Below are 18,496 nucleotides of genomic sequence, written 5' to 3' on the forward strand. Positions count from 1 at the left end.
TCCGATGCTTAGGATGGTAAGCCATCGCAGGCGAAACCGGGTTTTTTCAGATCTAAAGAAGTTCCTTACTTTATTGCTCATCTTGCCCGCCCCTGCACAGCCTTGATGGCCCTGCATTCTAACCCAGGAGGACCGGAGCAGAGAGATGGAAAATCCGTGCGGTTATATACCGCAACGCTGCTCTGGTATCTCTGCCCAATCCGGAAGCTGCCAGGGGTTTGCGTAATCCAGTCAAAAGTTTCTGCTGGCAATAAACGCCAATTGCAGAAAGAATGACAAAAACTAAAAAGCAGGAACTTGGCGGATCGCATGGCCCAAATTTATGTCGCGGTTGTCATAGGGCTTCAAATTTCCCTGGTACTGCCAAGAGTGTGCGGCCTTGGGGTTCAATCCCCTGCCGGCCCCAGAATCGGTTGCCGCTTCCGATGCGCCCCGCGCCACCGTGCCACGCGCAGCCGTATACGATCCATGTAGAGATAAACCACCGGAGTGGTAAACAGCGTCAGTGCCTGGCTTACAATCAGGCCGCCCACAATGGCGATGCCCAGCGGACGCCGCAGTTCTGATCCTGTGCCGCCGCCCAGAGCCAGCGGCAGCCCGCCCAGCAGCGCCGCCATGGTCGTCATCATGATAGGACGGAAGCGCAAGATGCATGCCTGATAGATCGCCTCTTCCGGACTCTTGTTGTCCACGCGTGTGGCGTTGACGGCGAAATCGATCATCAAAATGGCATTTTTCTTCACAATACCGATCAGCAAAATGATCCCGATCAATGCGATCACGTTCAGGTCATTGCCGGTCAGCATGATGGCCAGGATCGCGCCCACGCCAGCCGAAGGAAGAGTGGAAAGAATCGTGATTGGATGGATCACGCTCTCATACAGCATGCCCAGCACAATATAGACGGTGATCAATGCAGTCAAAATCAGCAGCGGCTGGCTCTGCGCGGAGTCTTTAAACGCCGCGGCTGTACCCTGGAAGCCGCCATGCACGCTGGCCGGAACGCCAAGGTCGCGCATGGCATTTTCTACAACTTTAGCGGCGTTGCCCAACGGCACGTTCGGCGCCAGGTTGAATGACAGCGTTACCGCCGGATAAAAGCCCTGATGATTGACCTGCAAGGCGGTATTTGAAGGTTGGTAGCGCGTGAATGATGAGAGCGGCACTTCAACTCCCGTCGATGACTTCACGTAAGTATTCTTCAGCGCATCCGGGCCGGGCAACAGCTTGGGATCGACTTCCATTACCACGTGATATTGGTTTAACTGCCGATACATGGTTGAAACCTGTGCCTGCCCAAACGATGCGTAAAGCGCCGCATCCACCTGCGCTGGGGAAATGCCCAGTCGTGAGGCGGTATCTCGATCGACAACCACCTCGGCTGCCAGGCCTTTGTCCTGCTGGTCAGAGTTCACGTCGCGTAGTTCCGGCAGAGAGCGCAGCTTGGCGAGAATCCTGGGAGCCCAGTAATTCAGGTCCTGCAAGTCTTCTGATTGAATGGTGTATTGGAACTGCGCGTTGGAAAATCTTCCGCCAATGTTCAGATCCTGCGTGGCCGTAAGAAATAGCGTCGATCCTGGTACCACCGCCAGCTTGGGTCGCAGCCGGTTGATGATCTGGTCTGCCGTTGCTTTGCGCTCATTCGGTGGCTTCAGCACCACGAACATGCGTCCTGTATTGGAGCTGCCCTGGCCTCCGGCGAAGCCCGCAACATTGTTCACTGCCGGATCTTTCAGCACAATCTGCACATACTGCTGCATCTTGTCGCGCAAAGCGGGGAAAGAAATATCCTGCGATGCCTGGATCGCGCCGCCCAGACGGCCCGTATCCTGCTGCGGAAAAAATCCCTTGGGCGCAATGATGTAGAGATAAATGCTCAATACCGCCGTGCCGATCGTTACCAGCAATGTTAGCGGCTGATGTCGCAGCACCACGCCCAGGCTCATGCGGTAGAGCTTGAGCATCCCGTCAAAAGCGCGTTCGCTGAAGCGATAGACGCGGCCATGCGTCTTCTCGCTCTCCGGACGCAGAAACTTGGCGCACAACATTGGCGTGACCGTAAGCGATATCACCAGTGACACGGCAATGGCCGTGCTCAGCACCACGGCAAACTCGCGGAACAGCCGCCCTACCAGACCCTGCATCAGCAGGATGGGAATGAACACCGCGACCAATGACGTACTCATGGAAAGCACGGTAAAGCCAATCTCACGCGCGCCGCGAAACGCCGCCTGCACCGGCCCCATGCCCTGTTCCATGTAGCGAGTGATGTCTTCCAGGACCACAATCGCATCGTCCACTACAAAGCCGGTGGAAATGGCCAGCGCCATCAGCGAGAGGTTGTCCACGCTGTAATCCAGGAGGTACATCACGCCAAAAGTGCCGATCAGCGAAAGCGGCACGGCCACGCTGGGAATAAACGTGGCGCGCAGGTTGCGCAGAAAAACAAAAACTACCAGCACCACCAGCACAATGGAAATTAGCAGGGTGATCTGGATATCGGCCACGGACGCGCGAATCGTCGTCGTCCGGTCCAGCGCCACTTCCAGCTTGATGCCTGCGGGGATCGACGCTTGCAGCTCCGGGATCAGCTCCTTCACGTGGTCCACTGCTTGAATAATGTTGGCGCCCGGCTGCCGAAACACGATCATCAGCACCGCCGGCTTGCCATTCGCTATTCCGGTATTGCGGATGTCTTCCACCGAATCCTGCACATCGGCAACATCCTGCAACCGCACCACGCCGCCTGTAGTATTTTTGGCGACGATAATCTTTTTATAGTCTTCAGCTTTAAAGAGCTGATCGTTGGCCGTGATCTGCCACGCGTTCACGGCCCCGGCGAACTCACCTTTCGGACGGTTCGCATTCGCCGCGCCCAGCGCCGCGCGCACCTGCTCCACGCCCACACCCAGCTTGTTCAACAGCGTGGGATTCACCTCCGCCCGCACTGCCGGCCTTGCGCCGCCGCCCACAAATACCTGTCCGATGCCCGGCACCTGTGAAAGCTTCTGCGCCAGAACGGAATCAGCCACGTCATACATGCGCGGCTTGGTGATGCTCTCTGAAGTAAGCGAAAGAATCATGATCGGCGCGTCGGCGGGGTTCACCTTGCGCCAGTTCGGACGCGTGGGCAAGTTGGCCGGCAGTTGTCCCAGAGCCGCATTGATGGCTGCCTGCACGTCCCGCGCCGCCGCGTCGATGTTACGCGAGAGATCGAACTGCATCGTGATGCCCGTAGAGCCGAGCTGGCTTGTAGATGTCATCTGGTTCACGCCGGCAATGCGCCCAAACTGGCGCTCCAACGGCGTAGCCACGGACGATGCCATGGTCTCCGGACTTGCGCCCGGCAACCCAGCATTCACGCTGATCACGGGATATTCAACCTGCGGAATCGGCGCGACTGGGAGGCGGAAATACGCCAGGATCCCCGCCATCAAAAGTCCCATCGCCAGCAATGACGTGGCTACGGGCCGCCGGATAAATGGTGCGGATATGTTCATCTGTCCCCATCCCGAGCGGAGCCAGGGATCCCTACTCTCTGTTCACACCAATCTTGAAACATATGAGATCCCTGCCAGGAGCTATCGATCCTTCGCGTTGTTTTGCTGATCATCGTCATAGGACAAATTGTTTTTACAGTAGCGTTCCCTCGCCTCGCTCGGGATTACACAAAATCTCAATCCGCCCCGGTCGGTTCTTCCTGCGGCGTGATTTCATTACCCAACTGGAACTTTGAGAATCTGCTCGCCAGCTTGTCAAACCAGATATAGATCACCGGCGTGGTATAGAGCGTAAAGGCCTGGCTCAGCAGCAGTCCGCCGATGATGGTGATGCCCAGCGGATGCCGCAGCTCTGATCCCGTGCCGCGTCCAAACGCCAGCGGCACAGCGCCCAGCAGCGCGGCCATGGTGGTCATCATGATCGGGCGGAAGCGCAGCAAGCTGGCCTGATAGATGGCTTCTTCCGGCGGTTTGCCCTCCTTGCGCTCGGCGTCCAGCGCAAAGTCAATCATCATGATGGCGTTCTTTTTCACAATGCCGATCAACAAAATGATTCCTATCAGCGCCACCACAGTCAGGTCATTGCGGGTGATAATCATCGCCAGAATCGCGCCGACGCCCGCAGAGGGCAGCGTGGAAAGAATTGTCACCGGATGGATGTAGCTCTCGTATAGGACGCCCAGCACAATGTAGACCGTGATCAGCGCGGCCAGAATCAGCCACGGCTCTGAAGCCAGAGAGTTCTGGAACGCCGCCGCCGTTCCCTGAAAGCTGGGATGAATGCTGACTGGCATTCCCATTTCCTGCTCAGCCTGTGCGATGGCCTTGGTCGCTCTGCCCAGCGATTCTCCTGGCGCAAGATTGAATGAGATCGTCACCACCGGAAATTGTCCCTGATGATTGATTGCCAGTGGCGCCGGCGATGTAACGAAGTGGCTGAACGTTGAAAGTGGTACCTGCTGCCCGGTGGAGGACTTAACGTAAATACTGCTTAGATCGCTGGGATCATTCTGGAATTGCTGTCCGACTTCAAGGACCACATGATACTGATTGAGCTGGGTGAAGATTGTAGACACCTGCCGCTGGCCGAATGCGTCATAGAGCGTGTCATCAATGTTCTGCGGCAGGATTCCAAACCGCGCCGCAGTGTCGCGATCAATAACCAAATCAGCTTTGAGTCCGCCGGTTTGCTGGTCGCTGGCCACATCGCGCAGTTCCGGCAGCGTGCGCAACTTATCTAATATGCGCTTTGACCAGTCGTTCAGCTCATTCGCGTCGGCATCTTCCAGCGAGTACTGAAACTGCGTGCGGCTGACGCGATCTTCCACCGTCAGGTCCTGCACCGGCTGCATATATAAGGTGATGCCTTCTACCTTGGCCAGTTCCGGTTGCAGCCGTCGGATGATATCTGAAGCGGTGTCGCTGCGGTCTTCATGCGGCTTCAGGTTGATCTGTATGCGTCCGCTGTTCTGCGTGGTATTGGTGCCATCAATGCCGATAAAGGATGACAGGCTGGCTACGTCAGGATCTTCAAGGATCACTTTGGCCAACTTCTGCTGGCGTTCAGACATGGAAGCGAACGATACATTTTCCGGCCCTTCTGAAATGCCCAGAATCACGCCCGTATCCTGCACAGGGAAAAATCCTTTGGGCACGATCACGTATAAATACAATGTCAGGGCCAGTGCCGCCACAGTCGCCAGCAGCGTAATGGTCTGATGTTTCAGCACCCACCGCAAAGTTGTTCCGTACCACTCAATCACGCGCTCGTAGGCGCGTTCGGTGGCTTGGTAAACGCGGCCATGCTTGACGGTTTTGGGATTTTTTAGCAGCCGCGCCGCCATCATCGGCGTGAGCGTTAGAGAAACCAGCGCAGAGATCACGATTGTCACAGCCAGCGTTACGGCAAATTCGCGGAAGAGCCTGCCCACAATGTCGCCCATGAACAGCAGTGGAATCAAAACGGCAATGAGTGAAACCGTCAGCGAAATAATCGTAAATCCAATTTGGCCGGCGCCCTGGAGCGCGGCTTCCATCGGCGAGTGGCCTTCTTCCAGGAAGCGATCGATGTTTTCGATCATCACAATGGCGTCGTCCACCACAAAGCCGGTAGAGATCGTCAACGCCATGAGTGAGAGATTGTCCAGGCTGTAGCCCAGCAGGTACATCACGGCAAACGTGCCAACAATCGAAAGCGGCACCGCGACGGCGGGAATGATGGTGGCTGAAAGATTTCTCAAGAAAAGAAAGATCACCATCACTACCAGGCAGATGGTGAGCATCATTTCAAACTCAACATCTTTTACTGACGCGCGGATGGTTTCAGTCCGGTCAGTGAGGATCGCAACCTTCACTGAACTCGGCAGCCCTGCCTGGAGTTGCGGCAGCACTTTCTTGATGCGGTCCACCACGCTGATGATGTTGGCCCCGGGCTGGCGCTGTATGTTGACAATCACCGCCGGCGAAAGCATGGACTGACCGTTTTGGGTGGTTCCCATCCACGCGGCCTGCTTTGCGTTTTCCGCGCCGTCAATGATGTTTGCCACGTCGCGCAGGCGCACCGGAGCGCCATTGCGATAGGCAACGATGACATCTTTATATTCATTGCCGGAAAGCAACTGGTCATTGGTTGCGATGGTGAAGGCCTGCCGCTGATTTTCCAGAATGCCCTTGGCTTGATCGACGTTGGCTTGTCCCAACACCGTGCGCAGATCCTCCAGACTTAAGCCGTACGACGCCAGCGCCGTGGGATTGGCCTGTATGCGTACGGCCGGCTTCTGCCCGCCGCTGATGGAAACCAGGCCCACGCCGGTGAGCTGAGAAATTTTCTGCGCCAGCGTGGTGTCCGCCAAGTCTTCAACTTTTGAAAGCGGCAAGCTGTCTGAAGTCAGGGCCAGAGTAAGAATGGGCGCGTCCGCCGGATTGACCTTGCTGTAAATCGGCGGATTGGGCAGGTCGCGCGGCAGGAACGTAGTGGCAGCGTTGATGGCGGCCTGCACTTCCTGCTCCGCAATGTCAATGCTCTGTTCCAGATTGAATTGCAGCGTGATGACTGAGCTGCCAAAAGAGCTGGTTGAAGTCATCTGGCTCAGTCCCGGGACCTGGCCAAACTGCCGCTCCATCGGCGCCGTTACGGATGAAGCCATCACCTCCGGTCCGGCGCCGGGATAAAAAGTGATGACTTGAATTGTGGGGTAGTCCACCTGGGGAAGGGCAGAAACTGGAAGTTGCAGGTACGCAACCACGCCCACCAGAAGCAATCCGATCATCAGCAGCGACGTTGCTACCGGACGCAGAATAAATAATTTTGATGGGCCGCCGTTAGGCATGATGTGTTTTCAAACGCCGTTTCTTCTCGATTATCTTTTTTTCGACCGTACGCGCCAACGTGCGTACTTATTGCGTTTGGCCTTCGCTTGCCTGGCCGCCGCTTGCTTGGCCGCGGTTTTGGTCCCCTGCGCCGGGACCGCGAATTGCAACCTTTGTACCGGGCTGCAGCTTGTCTTGTCCGTCGGTCACAACTACTTCTCCGGGCTTTAGACCTTGTGAGATCGCGGTTGAATTTCCCTGGCTGATCGATACTGCCACATTACGCATCTCCGCCGTGTTGTCCGGCTTTACCACGAATACGTAAGTCCCCTGCGGCCCACGCTGAATTGCCGCCGACGGAACGACGATATTGTTCTTCTTCACTTCAAGCAGCAGATGGATATTCACGAATTGATTCGGCCACAGTGAGCGGTCGCGATTTTCAAACACCGCTTTCAGCTTTCCCGTTCCGGTGGTGACATCAATCTGGTTGTCAATGGTCGTCAGGAAGCCCGTGGCAATCTTGGTCTGATCATCGCGGCTGTAGGCATCCACGGGGAGCCTGCCTTTGTTCATGTGCTGTGAAACCGCCTGCAGGTTGTCCTGCGGCAGGCTAAAGATCACCGCGATCGGCTGTAATTGCGTGATCACCAGCAGGCCATTGGGATCAGATGCGTGGACGATATTGCCCACATCAATCTGGCGAAGGCCGATCCGTCCGCTCACCGGCGCGGTGATGCGCGTGTATACCAGATTCAGCTTTACCGAATCCACCTGAGCCTGGTCGGCCCGAACCGCGCCATCAAGCTGGGCGTCAAGCGAACCTTGTGTATCGAACTGCTGTTTGGGAATTACGCCATCTTTATAGAGCTGCTGAAATCGCTCAAGGTTCAGCCGGGCATCTTTCAGCGCCGCCTGGTCTTTGAACAGGGTCGCCTGCGCCTGGCTGAGCTGCACTTCGTAAGGGCGCGGATCAATCTCCGCCAGCAGTTCGCCCTGTTTTACTTCCTGGCCTTCTTTGACGTTTACTTTTATTAACTGGCCATCAATCCGGCTTTTGACCGCCACCGTGTTGAAGGCGTCTACCGATCCCAGCCCATTCAGCATAATGGGCAGATCGCGGACCTCGGCTTTGGCCACTGCGACAGGAATTGTCATTTGCGCGCCGCCACCACGGCCGCCTTTGCCTCCGCCGCCTTTCTGTTTGGAGTCGGCGCTGGTATGGCCGCAGCCGCCCAGAAATATAGCGAAGCATGCGCACATCAGTGCACGGACGGCCAGTTTATGGCGTAAAGGTTTTGACATCTGTCCTCTCAGGGGCAGGATCTTGGAAATCTGAAATCCTAACAGACTTCTACTTTTCAGCAATTGCCGGTTGCCGGCGGGGGCCGGTACCGCTAGGAATGTGCCGATCTGGGCTTTCTGCTCCAGCTATTCTATTTGACGTTAAATCAGAGGGTTACAACACTTGATTTTGTAAATAATTGTTAAAAAGACCTGGAATGATAACGGCCAACCTGCAGGAGTTTGCAGGGTGCGCTTTAATCTCGCTTTAATTTTTTGTGAGCGCTGATTGCGAAATATCCCGGTCGAGATGGTTTGTTACCTCACTCCTTGTCCCTTCAGCGGCTTGCCCGCCATGGCTCCGGTGGCCTTTCCATTTTCGAATGCTACCTCTCCGTTCACGATTACGTACTTCACTCCCTCCGCCAACTGCGCAGGCTGAGTGTACGTCGCTTTGTCGATGATGTTGTCGGGATCAAAGATTGTGATGTCGGCAAAGAAGCCTTCCTTGACCAGGCCGCGACCGGTCAGGTGCTCGCGCTGCGCGGGCAGGGAAGTGATCTTGCGGATCGCCTGTTCCAGCGGCATCAATTGCAGATCGCGTACGTAATGTCCCAGGAACCGCGGCATGCTGCCGAAAGAGCGGGGATGGGTATGCGGCTCAAACAGCGGCCCATCGAGCGAGAGTTCATTCGCGTCCAGGCCGATGCTGGTCCACGGCTGCCGCAATCCGGTTTGCAGGTCTTCTTCACTGGCAATGAAATAGAGCGCGCCGGAGAGCCCTTTATCAGCCAGCACGAAATCCATCAGCGCATCCAGCGGGTCTTTACTATGCTGCGCGGAATTGCCGCCCGCGACCTTTTGCGCTTGTGCAATCTCCGCCACCGTCTTGCCGGTGTACTGCTTCAAGTCGGGGTTCACCACGGACGCAACCATCACGCCCGGCGCTCCGCCGGAATCCAGATAAAGATTCTCCCATGTGCGCTCGCCTGTGGCGGACATTTCCGTCTTGATCCGTTGGCGCACCGCTGGATCATGCAGACGCTCAAGCAACTTGTCCATGCCGCCATCGGCCACCCACGGCGGCAGGCTGGAAGCGAGCGCAGTGGCGCCGGCCAGATACGGATACATATCGGCGGTCACGTCCTGGCCGCGATCACGCGCCTGCTGGATCATTCGCACGATGTCAATCATCTTTCCCGCGCGAGACTTGCCGCTGACCTTTAAATGAAATATTTCCACTGGCAGATGAGCTTCCTCGCCAATGCGCAACGCCTCGCGGACGGCGGCCACCTCATTCTGTCCTTCACTGCGCATGTGCGTGGCGTAAATTCCGCCGTAGCGCGCGGCCACTTTGGCCAGCTCAATCAGCTCTTCTGTCTTTGCGTAATGTCCCGGCGGATAGATCAGTGCCGTGGAAATACCCAGCGCTCCCTGCTGCATGGCCTGCTCAACCAGCGCCTTCATCTTTTCCATCTCTTCCGGAGTCGGCGCGCGATTCACGTCGCCCAGCACCGCCTCGCGAACCTGCGCCGCGCCTACATACGTGCCAATGTTGATCGGCGTGCCTTTCTTCGCCAGCCGCTGCCAGTATTGGTCCAGCGTCGTCCAGTCAATCTTCAAATGATATGGATCGAGAGATGGCTGCGCCGCCGCAATCGTAATTGCATTCTGCGGCGCAATGGAGCCGCCTTCGCCCGTGATCTCCGAAGTAATGCCCTGCGCCAGCTTGCTCAAAGAACGATTGTCGATAAGCAACGCCGTCTCCGACTGGCCCAGCATGTCAATAAATCCAGGCGCAACCACCATGCCGTTCGCTTCGATCACGCGCTTGGCGATTCCGCCAGGCATCTTCCCAATGGCGACAATGCGGCCATCGGTAATGGCTATATCGCTTTCATACCACGGATTGCCCGTGCCATCGATGATGCGGCCGCCGTGGATCACAATGTCAGGGCCGGCCATTTCCATGTTTTGTTGAGCGGTAAGAAACGGCGCGACGAGCAGAAGAAGTCCAAGCAGGCGAAACAGGAGCCGAGATGTCATGCCCGGAAGGGTAAACCACCGGTGGACGAAAACAAAACCTGTTTTTGTGACACAGGCACTTGCCTATGCTTAATAGGCTTGCAAGAGGATGCAGGCACAGGCAGGAGTGCCTGTGCCATAGATCTCAATGGCGACCCCGATGTTTTGTTGAGAACCGAAAATAGTCGCAGGCGAGGGCGCCTGCGATCCATAGCATATCTCCACGCGAGGCGGTCCCACCCTTCCGCAAAGAACGCGGAAAGGATGGGCACACGCCGTTTTGCGGCTGGATTTCTGATTACGGGAAGACGGCAAACAAATCGCTGAGGTCAGTCTGGTTGGCGGCATCGCCCAGCAGCGGCGTGACGCCGAAGATCTCTTCAAACGTGCGCAGCGTGGAGCCGTGCGTATAGTGGATGCTATTGGAGTAGCCCGCACCCTTCGCGAACGGCGAGAGCACGATCATGCCGATTGGTCCGTCGCCGGTAGCGGCTTCATCCCATGTAATAAAGATGGCGCCGCCCGCCTTGTATGCCGCCGAATTCAAAATCGTGGGAATATTCTGGGAGAGCCAGGTATCGCCCTGCTTCACCGGGTTGCGCGTAGGCTTGCAGCTATCATGCATGTCATCGCACAGGTTGGGAGTGATGAAGTTATAGGCAGCCACGTTGTTGTTGGCCAGGTCGGAGGCAAACTCGGTAAAAGGCCGCACGTGGTTGATGCACTCGGCCGAGTTGGGATCGAGCGTGTTGGTAACATCATCAAAATAGACAACAGGATTGTGCTTTACCGCATACTCTCCGCTGCTGGTGAGCGGACAGGTGGTGCCGGAAATACTTTCCTGGTAGGTCTTCCATGAAACCGCCTTGTTTTGCAGCAAGGTCACCAGATGCTGCGTGGTGCTGAAGTGGTGTGAACTGGGCGCGTTATCGTCCAGCACGCCAAAGTTCGTGCCCGCTTCCAGCCAAAGATAGTTAGGCAGGCTGGGATGGATGTTAGGCGGATTGAAATACTGTTCTGCGTGGGACGCCATGGGCAGAAGCGTGTTGTTGATGTAAGGCGCGCTGCTGCTGCCTTTGATCTGCGACCAGTTGTGGTTCTCCATCAGGATGATCCACACCGTCTTGATGTTTCCGGTTTGTGCTGCCGACGGAAGGCAAGCGCCGAATATCGTAAAAAACAAGCCTAACTGCATGAGGATTCGTACCAGCTTCATGGATTCACTTTCCTTTCTTGGTGTATCAACGCCCGCTCTTCATCCTTTCGATTCGGAGCGAAGCATTGCCGAGAAGAGATTAGAGAAGAAATGTGAAGGTGAGTTGAAAAGCCCATGAATGTTGGAGAAAAGTGATTGGGGCGACCCATTTTGGGAATTTTCGCCGGAAGACGGCCAAGTTAGGCCGATCAGCACGCGAACACCCTGGAAGACTTGTTCACTTCGAGCGCTTTCCATCGTTAAATACGCCCGTGGTTGGCCGGCCCCGTCTGCTACGGAGCTTGAGGTCGTGGGCTTCGCAATCTTAGCTTTCGCAATACGAGCCGCGATTATCTATGTCGGCAAGGGTAGTTCAAATCCGAGGGTAACCCCAAGGACAGGCGACGCCTGGTGTCGGCCTGTCAAAGCTGAACCGAATACCATTCACGAAACCAGAAAGTGGCTGCAGAAGGGGTGTTGTCAACGCTGCGCAGTGCGCTCGCAATCGCGACAGTTTCCCAAAAAGATCGTGATACGATTTAGCTTCTTAAATTGTTCCGGATGTAAGGAATTCAGGTGCCTGGTTAGAATGCTTGATCAAAAAACCTCGTTCGGAGAAAACACACATGCATGGCACACAACTGTGGCAACAACCAACAAGCAAAAGAATAACGCCACTTCGGCTATTTGTGGTTTTCAGCGCGCTGATGGCTTTCGTTTTTGTCGTAACGCCAGCCTGCGCCGATGATCCTGTCATTTCGGATAACGGCCATGTTGTGGAGGTGCGGATTGAACGCCCAGTAGTCACGCAGCGCTCTACCCTGTATCCCACGGTGACATTTATTCCCGGCGATACAGTTGAGGTAGCCGCAGGAGGCTGCGTGCAAACCGGAGGAGCAGGAAAGACCTGGAAGCGATATGTGGATCCCAGCGGTGACAACAGCGACCGCCTGTACCATGGCCGGATTCGAATAGCTTCAGCGACCATAGGTCTGCAACCCATTAAAGGCGTGATTGCAAATTCTCCTGTTGTCGTTCTGCCTGCCCCACCGGGAGCCGATCCAAATCTGTTCGTTCTCGAGCTGGGATACGACGACGACAATTATGATGACAATGGTTACTACGATCACGATGATGGAACTGAGAACCAATGCCAAAACCTCGACGATGCCTTTATACAGCTCACAATCACGCATCCATCCGGCAACGGTCCCGCGCCCGTGCCGCAGCTACCGAAAGCTCCCATGGATCTGTGGTGGAGCGCGGTGGATGACAATGTGCTCCCACTGAATCCCGACTGGGGCATGCAGGTCAATTCCGATGGCACAACCAATGGCCGCGTCCCAGATGCAGGGCAGCTGTGCAATAACTTTCACGATGAAGGTGACAATCTTCAGCTCGGAAATCCATCCTGCACAACGCAGAGCCCTACAGTGGACGAACCAAGTGTATGGAGCGATCCGGCCTTCTGGACCGTGTGCCAGGCCTCGGGTGGAGTCGCGGGTGCGGTTCACGGGCACATCAACTGGGGATTGGCGACGTATACGGGAAAGCTCTTTTTCACGGACCATTCCAACCCTGTTCCCAGCGGTTTGGGTGATGATGATTACGACATGACGCTGCAGCGGGCCGATCAAGCTTCTGCGACCGTTGGCAACGATGCTTTCTCCGGTCAGGATCCCCGCCGCAGCCTGGGCCTGGAGTTCGACAGCGACGAAACCATCGACTACTTTGATACCCCCTGGTGGAGCTCATTTCACCAGACTGTGGATGGAGACAGTTCCTGGGCTGCGGCCAAAGGGATGATTGATGGCGCCGACGCGATTGTTACAGGCCTTATAGGAATGGATAACAAACATGGCGCTCATGCTGAATTGCATCCGGTGCTCGGGTTAATGGCGCGCATTCCCAGCCATTCCACCTCTACCAGTGATTTCTGGGTCTTCTTTGCGCGTCCAGAGGGGGATGAGGGTGGCTGCAGCCAGGACCTTCACCAGTTTTCCAGCACTACTACCATGCAGTTCCTTCTACCGCTCCCGGCTGCGCAAAAGCCTACGATTGCGAATTCCAACATCAAGGAGCGCGGCCAGGGAGGCTGGTGGAGTGCGACTACATATCCAGACGGTTTGCTGGTAACCATTCATCTACCCTCGCCCCAGAGCACAACTTTCGGTGTGGCTTCACCGCTGATGTGGGGCGAACTCACCATCAATCATGCCGGCTTGGCCGATCGCACTCTTACCGGTAAATCGCAAGTTGGCTCGCTGGCCGCTACAAGAGTCGAGCCGATAAAACCGACTCCCAGCCCCACGCAAAATAAGAAGGCAATCATCCTCGTCCGGCCTAAAGCCCAGTCTGTATTCGCGGATCGCGACGATTACCTGGGTCCCATCAAAGCCAAGCTTTCCCCGGCAGAATGGCAAAAATTTGAGGATGCGTATCAGCATCCACCAGCTGAGGCAACACTTGTGGTGAACCATGCCTTCTATATCAGCCGCAAATCTTTTGAGAATTCGCCCACGCAATTTGCGCGCTTCAATCTAGCCAACGCTGGCAGGCCGCTTGCTGTGACTGCAACTCCGGTACCGCGAACATCAACTCCGGGGGTGAGGCGGAGCCGGGCCCTGAGCAAAACCGAGCCACGAATTATGAGCCCGGGTGCAAGAATCGCAAACAGAGCGCTTCTGCTACAACACCAACTGGTTGCGCAGGCACTCAGAGTCGCAGTGGGACCGGTGCGCGCTGAACAGATTCTGCAGCCGCCGCCTACGGGCGTGCGTCCAAAGCCGGCAAACAGTGCGTGGGTATTACCAGAGCTCAAATTACCTGCGGAGCAGAAGAAATAACGCCACAACTTGAGTACCTCAAAGTAGTGTTTTGTTGTTGCCATCGTGGCGCGGACTTCTTGCTTTCGATAACACGGCTAAGGGGTGCAAAGGAAGTCCTCAACCATTTCAGGAGTTTCGGGGATAGAGATCACCAATTGCTTCTGCACTCGCGACTCTCGCGAGAAGATGCCCTTGTTGTAGCGAGTGATTCCCTTCTAGACTTTCTCGCGCGAAGAGCTGATTGAGGTGTGTCTTAAAATATTGATTGCATTCATCGCCAAACACAGCCTTTCAGGGTGGGTGTTTTAGAGCCAAACACTCCGAAACTCCGCGGGAAGACATGCTCCACGCTCGTAAACTTCAGTGAGTCTGCCGTTTTGCAGTAAATGCAACGCACTGTGATGTCCAAGATTGCTCCGTGACAGACTCGGGGACTGACCGGCAGGCACGCGCAAAATCCTCGAAGAGATCTTCAGCTACCAAGCATATTTTACCGTCACGGGTTTTTTGAAGGTGTGCCCGCCCGTTCTCCAGCTCGAATTTTTTGGCCGATGTACCGATTCCTGGCTAACGAAAAATGGGCGTTTGAAAGATTGACGTTCGAGCAGAAGTCAGAAGGAACTCGGCGCATGAGTTGCGGCCAAATTCTTACATTTCATATAAAGAACGATGAACTGATTCGCAATTGATTCGGGCGAATAAAATAGCTATACTCCGGCAGCGCCTCAGGGTGTGAGGTCCTCTAAAGAAGATCTTTGACAAATAAGCAATTAGTGATTAGCAACTAGCAATTAGCCGGAAAGATCCGCTGCTTGACAGTTGGCGCTTAGAACGTGCTTAGTTGCGACCCTCTGCCGACCGGACACATGGAACGAGAAAACAGGGCCAAAATTGACCGCGATTGGGGCCCTGAAAAACGGAGAAAAGGGCTTTCGACCGTTCGGTCACCGCTCGGTCGAATTGGGGTTTGGGCAATAATATACTTGACTAACCATGGCGATTAAGCCCATACTGCCGCATTCGACCCTGAGGGTCATAAAATCTGATCCTTTTATCTCATGGGAGGGCTGCGTGCAATTCAGGTTGATATATGACGGTCTATTGCTTGGTGCGAGTAGGAACGACACTCGCGGCCAGCATAAACACAACGTAAGACGAGAGTTCCACAAACAATTAAAAAGGCTATGGACAGTAAATCGTCACTTGGTTGATGTGGCTGCTCATTTTCCCCAGAATCCGCAAGGTGCATATGTGGTTGGCGACGGATTGTATCTTGAATACTTGGCCAATAAATTTACCATCGGGTCTTATAATTGCGCTCCCCTTGTGACTGGCGAAAAGGAGTTGGCTTGCGCGATAGATATTCTGTTTCTGCGGTATGACCAACCCGGAATAACGCTCATCCAGTCTGGCGATATAGATAACAGGTTAAAGACTCTTTTTGATGCTTTGCGCCGTCCCCAAAATAATGCTGAATGTTTCGGGGAGCCTACGGAAGATGAGAACCCTTTTTTTTGTCTGCTTGAAGACGATAAATTTATCGATCACGTTTCAGTAACAACAGATTTACTTCTACAGCCGAATAGAGATGTAAATGATGTCCATCTTATTCTTGATGTGAAAGTAAAACCAACGGATTTGAACATGGGGAATATTGGATATTTATAACAACTCGCCCACATGAATTATTCTCGCTTGGACTTTTTGCGCTGTTTGGCAAGCTGCTTTCTACGTTCTTCCGCTTGAATGAAAACGTCATTGGGATCGCGGAGATGCTTTTCGTATTTCTGCCGTGATTTTCCGTATTCGTTCCAATCGTCAAGCTCGATCTGGTGCAGGTCTTCAAGAACCTGCTGGTTAAATTCAGCTTGCAGTTCTTGCGTGAAGCGGGGATACAGCTTTGCGACTTTGGATTTAAACAGTCCGGTTTTCTGTATCGCGTCAAGGTGCTGGACTATGAAATCAAACGAGCGATTCAGCAGGAAAATCAGACGGTAAACCTCTGCCCGTTCACGGCTGGTAAGTTTGGGTGATGCCATGGCTTGTCCTCTCGTTTACCGCTAAGGGAACTTATGCTATAGCATTACACGCTTTTTAGCAATAAGGACGATTCTGTATGAATGCCAACTGATATTGTCGAAAGATTTGCAGAGCGTTTAAAGGCTGTTCGGAACGCAAAGAAAATTACTCAGGTGACGCTAGCCGAAAAAGCCGGAATTGAAACCACTTATCTATCTGACTTGGAAAACGCGAAAAAGGAACCTTGCTTGCGGGTTATCGACATGCTGGCGACTGGCCTTGGTGTGAGCATGAGTGAATTGCTCAAGAATATTTGACAGAGCTGTTACTATACAAAAAAGGAAAAGCCCCGATGCCAGTCGGGACTTTTGAAAACGGTTTGCGCTCCAAGCGAATCATCGCATGGAGTTGTGCTCAAATGCAAGAAATCATCAAACTTAAAGAAGATACATGGATGTGGCTTGGTTCGGATGGGATTTGGCGATTCAAAGAACCGCATGTCACGAAAGACATTAGCCTCCAAGCTTATCAATCTCTGACTCAGTCGCTTGTATCCAGTCTTCGGAATCATATTCAGCAAATTGCCCCGGATTGTCAGGACACTCAGTCTTGCCAAGCTTCGGGAAATTTACAAGTGGGCCGGGGCCAGCAATAACCGGCCCACTTCGATGTAATTTTTTACAGACTTTGCATTTCAACCACAAATATTCTGGTTCTTTCATCTTGATTCTCGCTTGAGGGGAAGGATTATTATTGGGATATGAAGTCTAACCCAAAAACGCCCAGTGAATACACAGTTTTTGAAAACAGTCTGAGGACCATCCTCACCGTTCCGCGATCTGAATTACAGCGCAGGGAAAAGGAATACCAGGAGCAGCGCAAAAAGAAAAAACGCCCTAAGACTTCGGGCGTTTCCCGCGCTTCAAGCGAAACCGATTAGAAGGGCGTTTCTTCCACCTTGCCAGTGACCTGAGCAAAAGTTAGTCGTTTCCCGGCAACGTGCGAAAGGGCAATTTCAAATCTCTCGCCGTCTTTCATTGGCTTGTTATCAGCGGAAATTCTGTGATTGAAGCGAAACGCCTGTTCATCGACATAGCGGAAAAGGTGGAAGGGTTCGACCGCAACATAAGTTCCACTCAGGCCGCGCTTCAACAGTGACCAAAAATTTTCGATTCCGTTAGTGTGAATATTTCCATCGACATACTTTTCCAGATGATTGATTACCTTGTGCTCGTATTCAGCAGTCACAAACTTGTAGGCTGGAAATTCATCGGTGTAGACAGTCGCACCCTTTTCAACAGAGGGGAAAATTACAGCTTCGATTGATTCCTTTTTGCGGTTTGAAGCAACTTTCGCATGAACTTTTCCACCACGCTCAAGAACACCGATAACAATGGTTTTTGCTCCGGCATCTTTCACGCCTTTGCGCCTACGGGCAGCAGCGTGCATGTTGCGCGCTTTGCCACCGATGAAAGTCTCATCAACTTCAACCTCAGAGTTAGGGCCACCAATTTTGACGATCCCGCTACCTTGCAGAGCCAAGCGAAGCCGATGCAGAACAAACCATGCCGATTTCTGAGTAATGCCGATGGCGCGGTGAACTTCGTAAGAGCTAACACCATTGCGGCAACTGGTAAGCATCCACAGAGCCACAAGCCACTTGTTCAAAGGGATAGCAGAATCCTCAAAGATGGTTCCCAGCTTGACGGAGAATTGCCGATTGCAGTCTTTGCATTTCCAGCGTTTCTGAGTCTTGAGGTAATAGTGCTCTTTGTGACCGCAAGCAGGACAGATGACACCCTCAGGCCAGCGGAGAGCGGCCACGGTATCAATGCACACCTGTTCATCGCTGAAGTGTTGAATCGCTTCTTGAAGGGTTTTAGGTTTCATTATGGACTCCACTAATTCACAGACTTCGCACGTAATTGACGAGACAATGTCTGAAGTGCTTTGTTTAGCTCGACGATCTCAGGAATATTGGCTTGCGTTACTTGGTCTGCGGCATACCCCTGAAAACGGGTATGAACGTCTTCAAGGCCAGCCTCTTGAGCAATCTTCAACAGAGCTAAAACGCTTGCTTTCAGGCCAACAATTTCCTGCTGCTGAATCACAAGCATGTCAATCAGGTCGGCCATCTGTGAATCGGTAAGCATAGAAAAATGATATTACAAGTACGTTGGTTAGTCAAGTATATTATTGCCGGGGTTTGGCTTTTGTTATCAACAAAGGCGCTATGGGGGTGGGGTCTCTGGCTGAGGGACGCAGGCAGTAGGTCGCAAGAAAACCCAAAACCTTTAACCACCAAGGTCACGAAGGAACACGGAGGAGAAGGGGCA

12 protein-coding genes are annotated in these 18,496 nt (G+C 53.9%); 3 read left to right on the top strand and 9 right to left on the bottom strand.

What is annotated here, in order from left to right; all coding sequences use genetic code 11:
- Window positions 1-386: 386 nt before the first annotated feature.
- From LAO76_01805 to LAO76_01825, 5 genes are all read right to left on the bottom strand, one after another.
- Window positions 387-3,500: a multidrug efflux RND transporter permease subunit gene (locus LAO76_01805; protein ID MBZ5489650.1), complete on the bottom strand. Its 3,114-nt coding sequence runs from the start codon at window positions 3,498-3,500 to the stop codon at window positions 387-389.
- Between the two features lie 176 nt (window positions 3,501-3,676).
- Window positions 3,677-6,829, bottom strand: a complete 3,153-nt coding sequence (locus LAO76_01810; protein ID MBZ5489651.1) for a multidrug efflux RND transporter permease subunit — start codon at window positions 6,827-6,829, stop codon at window positions 3,677-3,679.
- 67 nt (window positions 6,830-6,896) lie between these two features.
- Complete coding sequence (locus LAO76_01815) at window positions 6,897-8,114, bottom strand: MdtA/MuxA family multidrug efflux RND transporter periplasmic adaptor subunit (protein ID MBZ5489652.1); 1,218 nt, start codon at window positions 8,112-8,114, stop codon at window positions 6,897-6,899.
- Between the two features lie 297 nt (window positions 8,115-8,411).
- Window positions 8,412-10,064, bottom strand: coding sequence for a D-aminoacylase (locus LAO76_01820; GenBank protein MBZ5489653.1), 1,653 nt, complete (start codon window positions 10,062-10,064; stop codon window positions 8,412-8,414).
- Window positions 10,065-10,416: 352 nt separating this feature from the next.
- The gene (locus LAO76_01825) at window positions 10,417-11,334 is read right to left on the bottom strand and encodes an alkaline phosphatase family protein (protein ID MBZ5489654.1); all 918 of its coding nucleotides are present in this window, start codon (window positions 11,332-11,334) and stop codon (window positions 10,417-10,419) included.
- A gap of 686 nt (window positions 11,335-12,020) precedes the next feature.
- Between LAO76_01825 and LAO76_01830 the strand changes: the two genes are divergently transcribed.
- Both LAO76_01830 and LAO76_01835 read left to right on the top strand, forming a co-directional pair.
- Window positions 12,021-14,159, top strand: a complete 2,139-nt coding sequence (locus LAO76_01830) for a hypothetical protein (protein MBZ5489655.1) — start codon at window positions 12,021-12,023, stop codon at window positions 14,157-14,159.
- Window positions 14,160-15,134: 975 nt separating this feature from the next.
- Entirely contained in the window at window positions 15,135-15,809 is a 675-nt protein-coding gene (locus tag LAO76_01835; GenBank protein MBZ5489656.1) for a hypothetical protein, read from the top strand.
- A gap of 17 nt (window positions 15,810-15,826) precedes the next feature.
- Here the strand turns inward: LAO76_01835 and LAO76_01840 are convergent, their stop codons facing one another.
- Window positions 15,827-16,180: a hypothetical protein gene (locus LAO76_01840; GenBank protein ID MBZ5489657.1), complete on the bottom strand. Its 354-nt coding sequence runs from the start codon at window positions 16,178-16,180 to the stop codon at window positions 15,827-15,829.
- 81 nt (window positions 16,181-16,261) lie between these two features.
- Here LAO76_01840 and LAO76_01845 point away from each other — a divergent pair, with 81 nt between their 5' ends.
- Window positions 16,262-16,477 (top strand): helix-turn-helix domain-containing protein, encoded by a 216-nt coding sequence (locus LAO76_01845; GenBank protein ID MBZ5489658.1) that lies wholly within the window; start codon window positions 16,262-16,264, stop codon window positions 16,475-16,477.
- A gap of 195 nt (window positions 16,478-16,672) precedes the next feature.
- Here the strand turns inward: LAO76_01845 and LAO76_01850 are convergent, their stop codons facing one another.
- The 3 genes from LAO76_01850 to LAO76_01860 form a co-directional block, all read right to left on the bottom strand.
- The gene (locus LAO76_01850) at window positions 16,673-16,882 is read right to left on the bottom strand and encodes a hypothetical protein (GenBank protein ID MBZ5489659.1); all 210 of its coding nucleotides are present in this window, start codon (window positions 16,880-16,882) and stop codon (window positions 16,673-16,675) included.
- 214 nt (window positions 16,883-17,096) lie between these two features.
- Window positions 17,097-18,053 (bottom strand): IS1595 family transposase, encoded by a 957-nt coding sequence (locus tag LAO76_01855; GenBank protein ID MBZ5489660.1) that lies wholly within the window; start codon window positions 18,051-18,053, stop codon window positions 17,097-17,099.
- A gap of 8 nt (window positions 18,054-18,061) precedes the next feature.
- Window positions 18,062-18,295, bottom strand: a complete 234-nt coding sequence (locus LAO76_01860) for a hypothetical protein (protein MBZ5489661.1) — start codon at window positions 18,293-18,295, stop codon at window positions 18,062-18,064.
- Between the last annotated feature and the right edge of the window lie 201 nt (window positions 18,296-18,496).

This window comes from Terriglobia bacterium (genome assembly GCA_020072645.1).
Classification (GTDB): Bacteria; Acidobacteriota; Terriglobia; order Terriglobales; family Acidobacteriaceae; genus Angelobacter.

Excerpts from the sequence above, each read along its gene's own strand:
- LAO76_01835 (MBZ5489656.1), top strand. The coding sequence starts at position 15,135 with ATGGCGATTAAGCCCATACTGCCGCATTCGACCCTGAGGGTCATAAAA.
- LAO76_01825 (MBZ5489654.1), bottom strand. The coding sequence starts at position 11,334 with ATGAAGCTGGTACGAATCCTCATGCAGTTAGGCTTGTTTTTTACGATA.
- LAO76_01820 (MBZ5489653.1), bottom strand. The coding sequence starts at position 10,064 with ATGGAAATGGCCGGCCCTGACATTGTGATCCACGGCGGCCGCATCATC.
- LAO76_01845 (MBZ5489658.1), top strand. The coding sequence starts at position 16,262 with ATGCCAACTGATATTGTCGAAAGATTTGCAGAGCGTTTAAAGGCTGTT.
- LAO76_01860 (MBZ5489661.1), bottom strand. The coding sequence starts at position 18,295 with ATGGCCGACCTGATTGACATGCTTGTGATTCAGCAGCAGGAAATTGTT.
- LAO76_01810 (MBZ5489651.1), bottom strand. The coding sequence starts at position 6,829 with ATGCCTAACGGCGGCCCATCAAAATTATTTATTCTGCGTCCGGTAGCA.
- LAO76_01805 (MBZ5489650.1), bottom strand. The coding sequence starts at position 3,500 with ATGAACATATCCGCACCATTTATCCGGCGGCCCGTAGCCACGTCATTG.
- LAO76_01830 (MBZ5489655.1), top strand. The coding sequence starts at position 12,021 with ATGGCTTTCGTTTTTGTCGTAACGCCAGCCTGCGCCGATGATCCTGTC.
- LAO76_01850 (MBZ5489659.1), bottom strand. The coding sequence starts at position 16,882 with ATGAAAGAACCAGAATATTTGTGGTTGAAATGCAAAGTCTGTAAAAAA.
- LAO76_01840 (MBZ5489657.1), bottom strand. The coding sequence starts at position 16,180 with ATGGCATCACCCAAACTTACCAGCCGTGAACGGGCAGAGGTTTACCGT.
- LAO76_01815 (MBZ5489652.1), bottom strand. The coding sequence starts at position 8,114 with ATGTCAAAACCTTTACGCCATAAACTGGCCGTCCGTGCACTGATGTGC.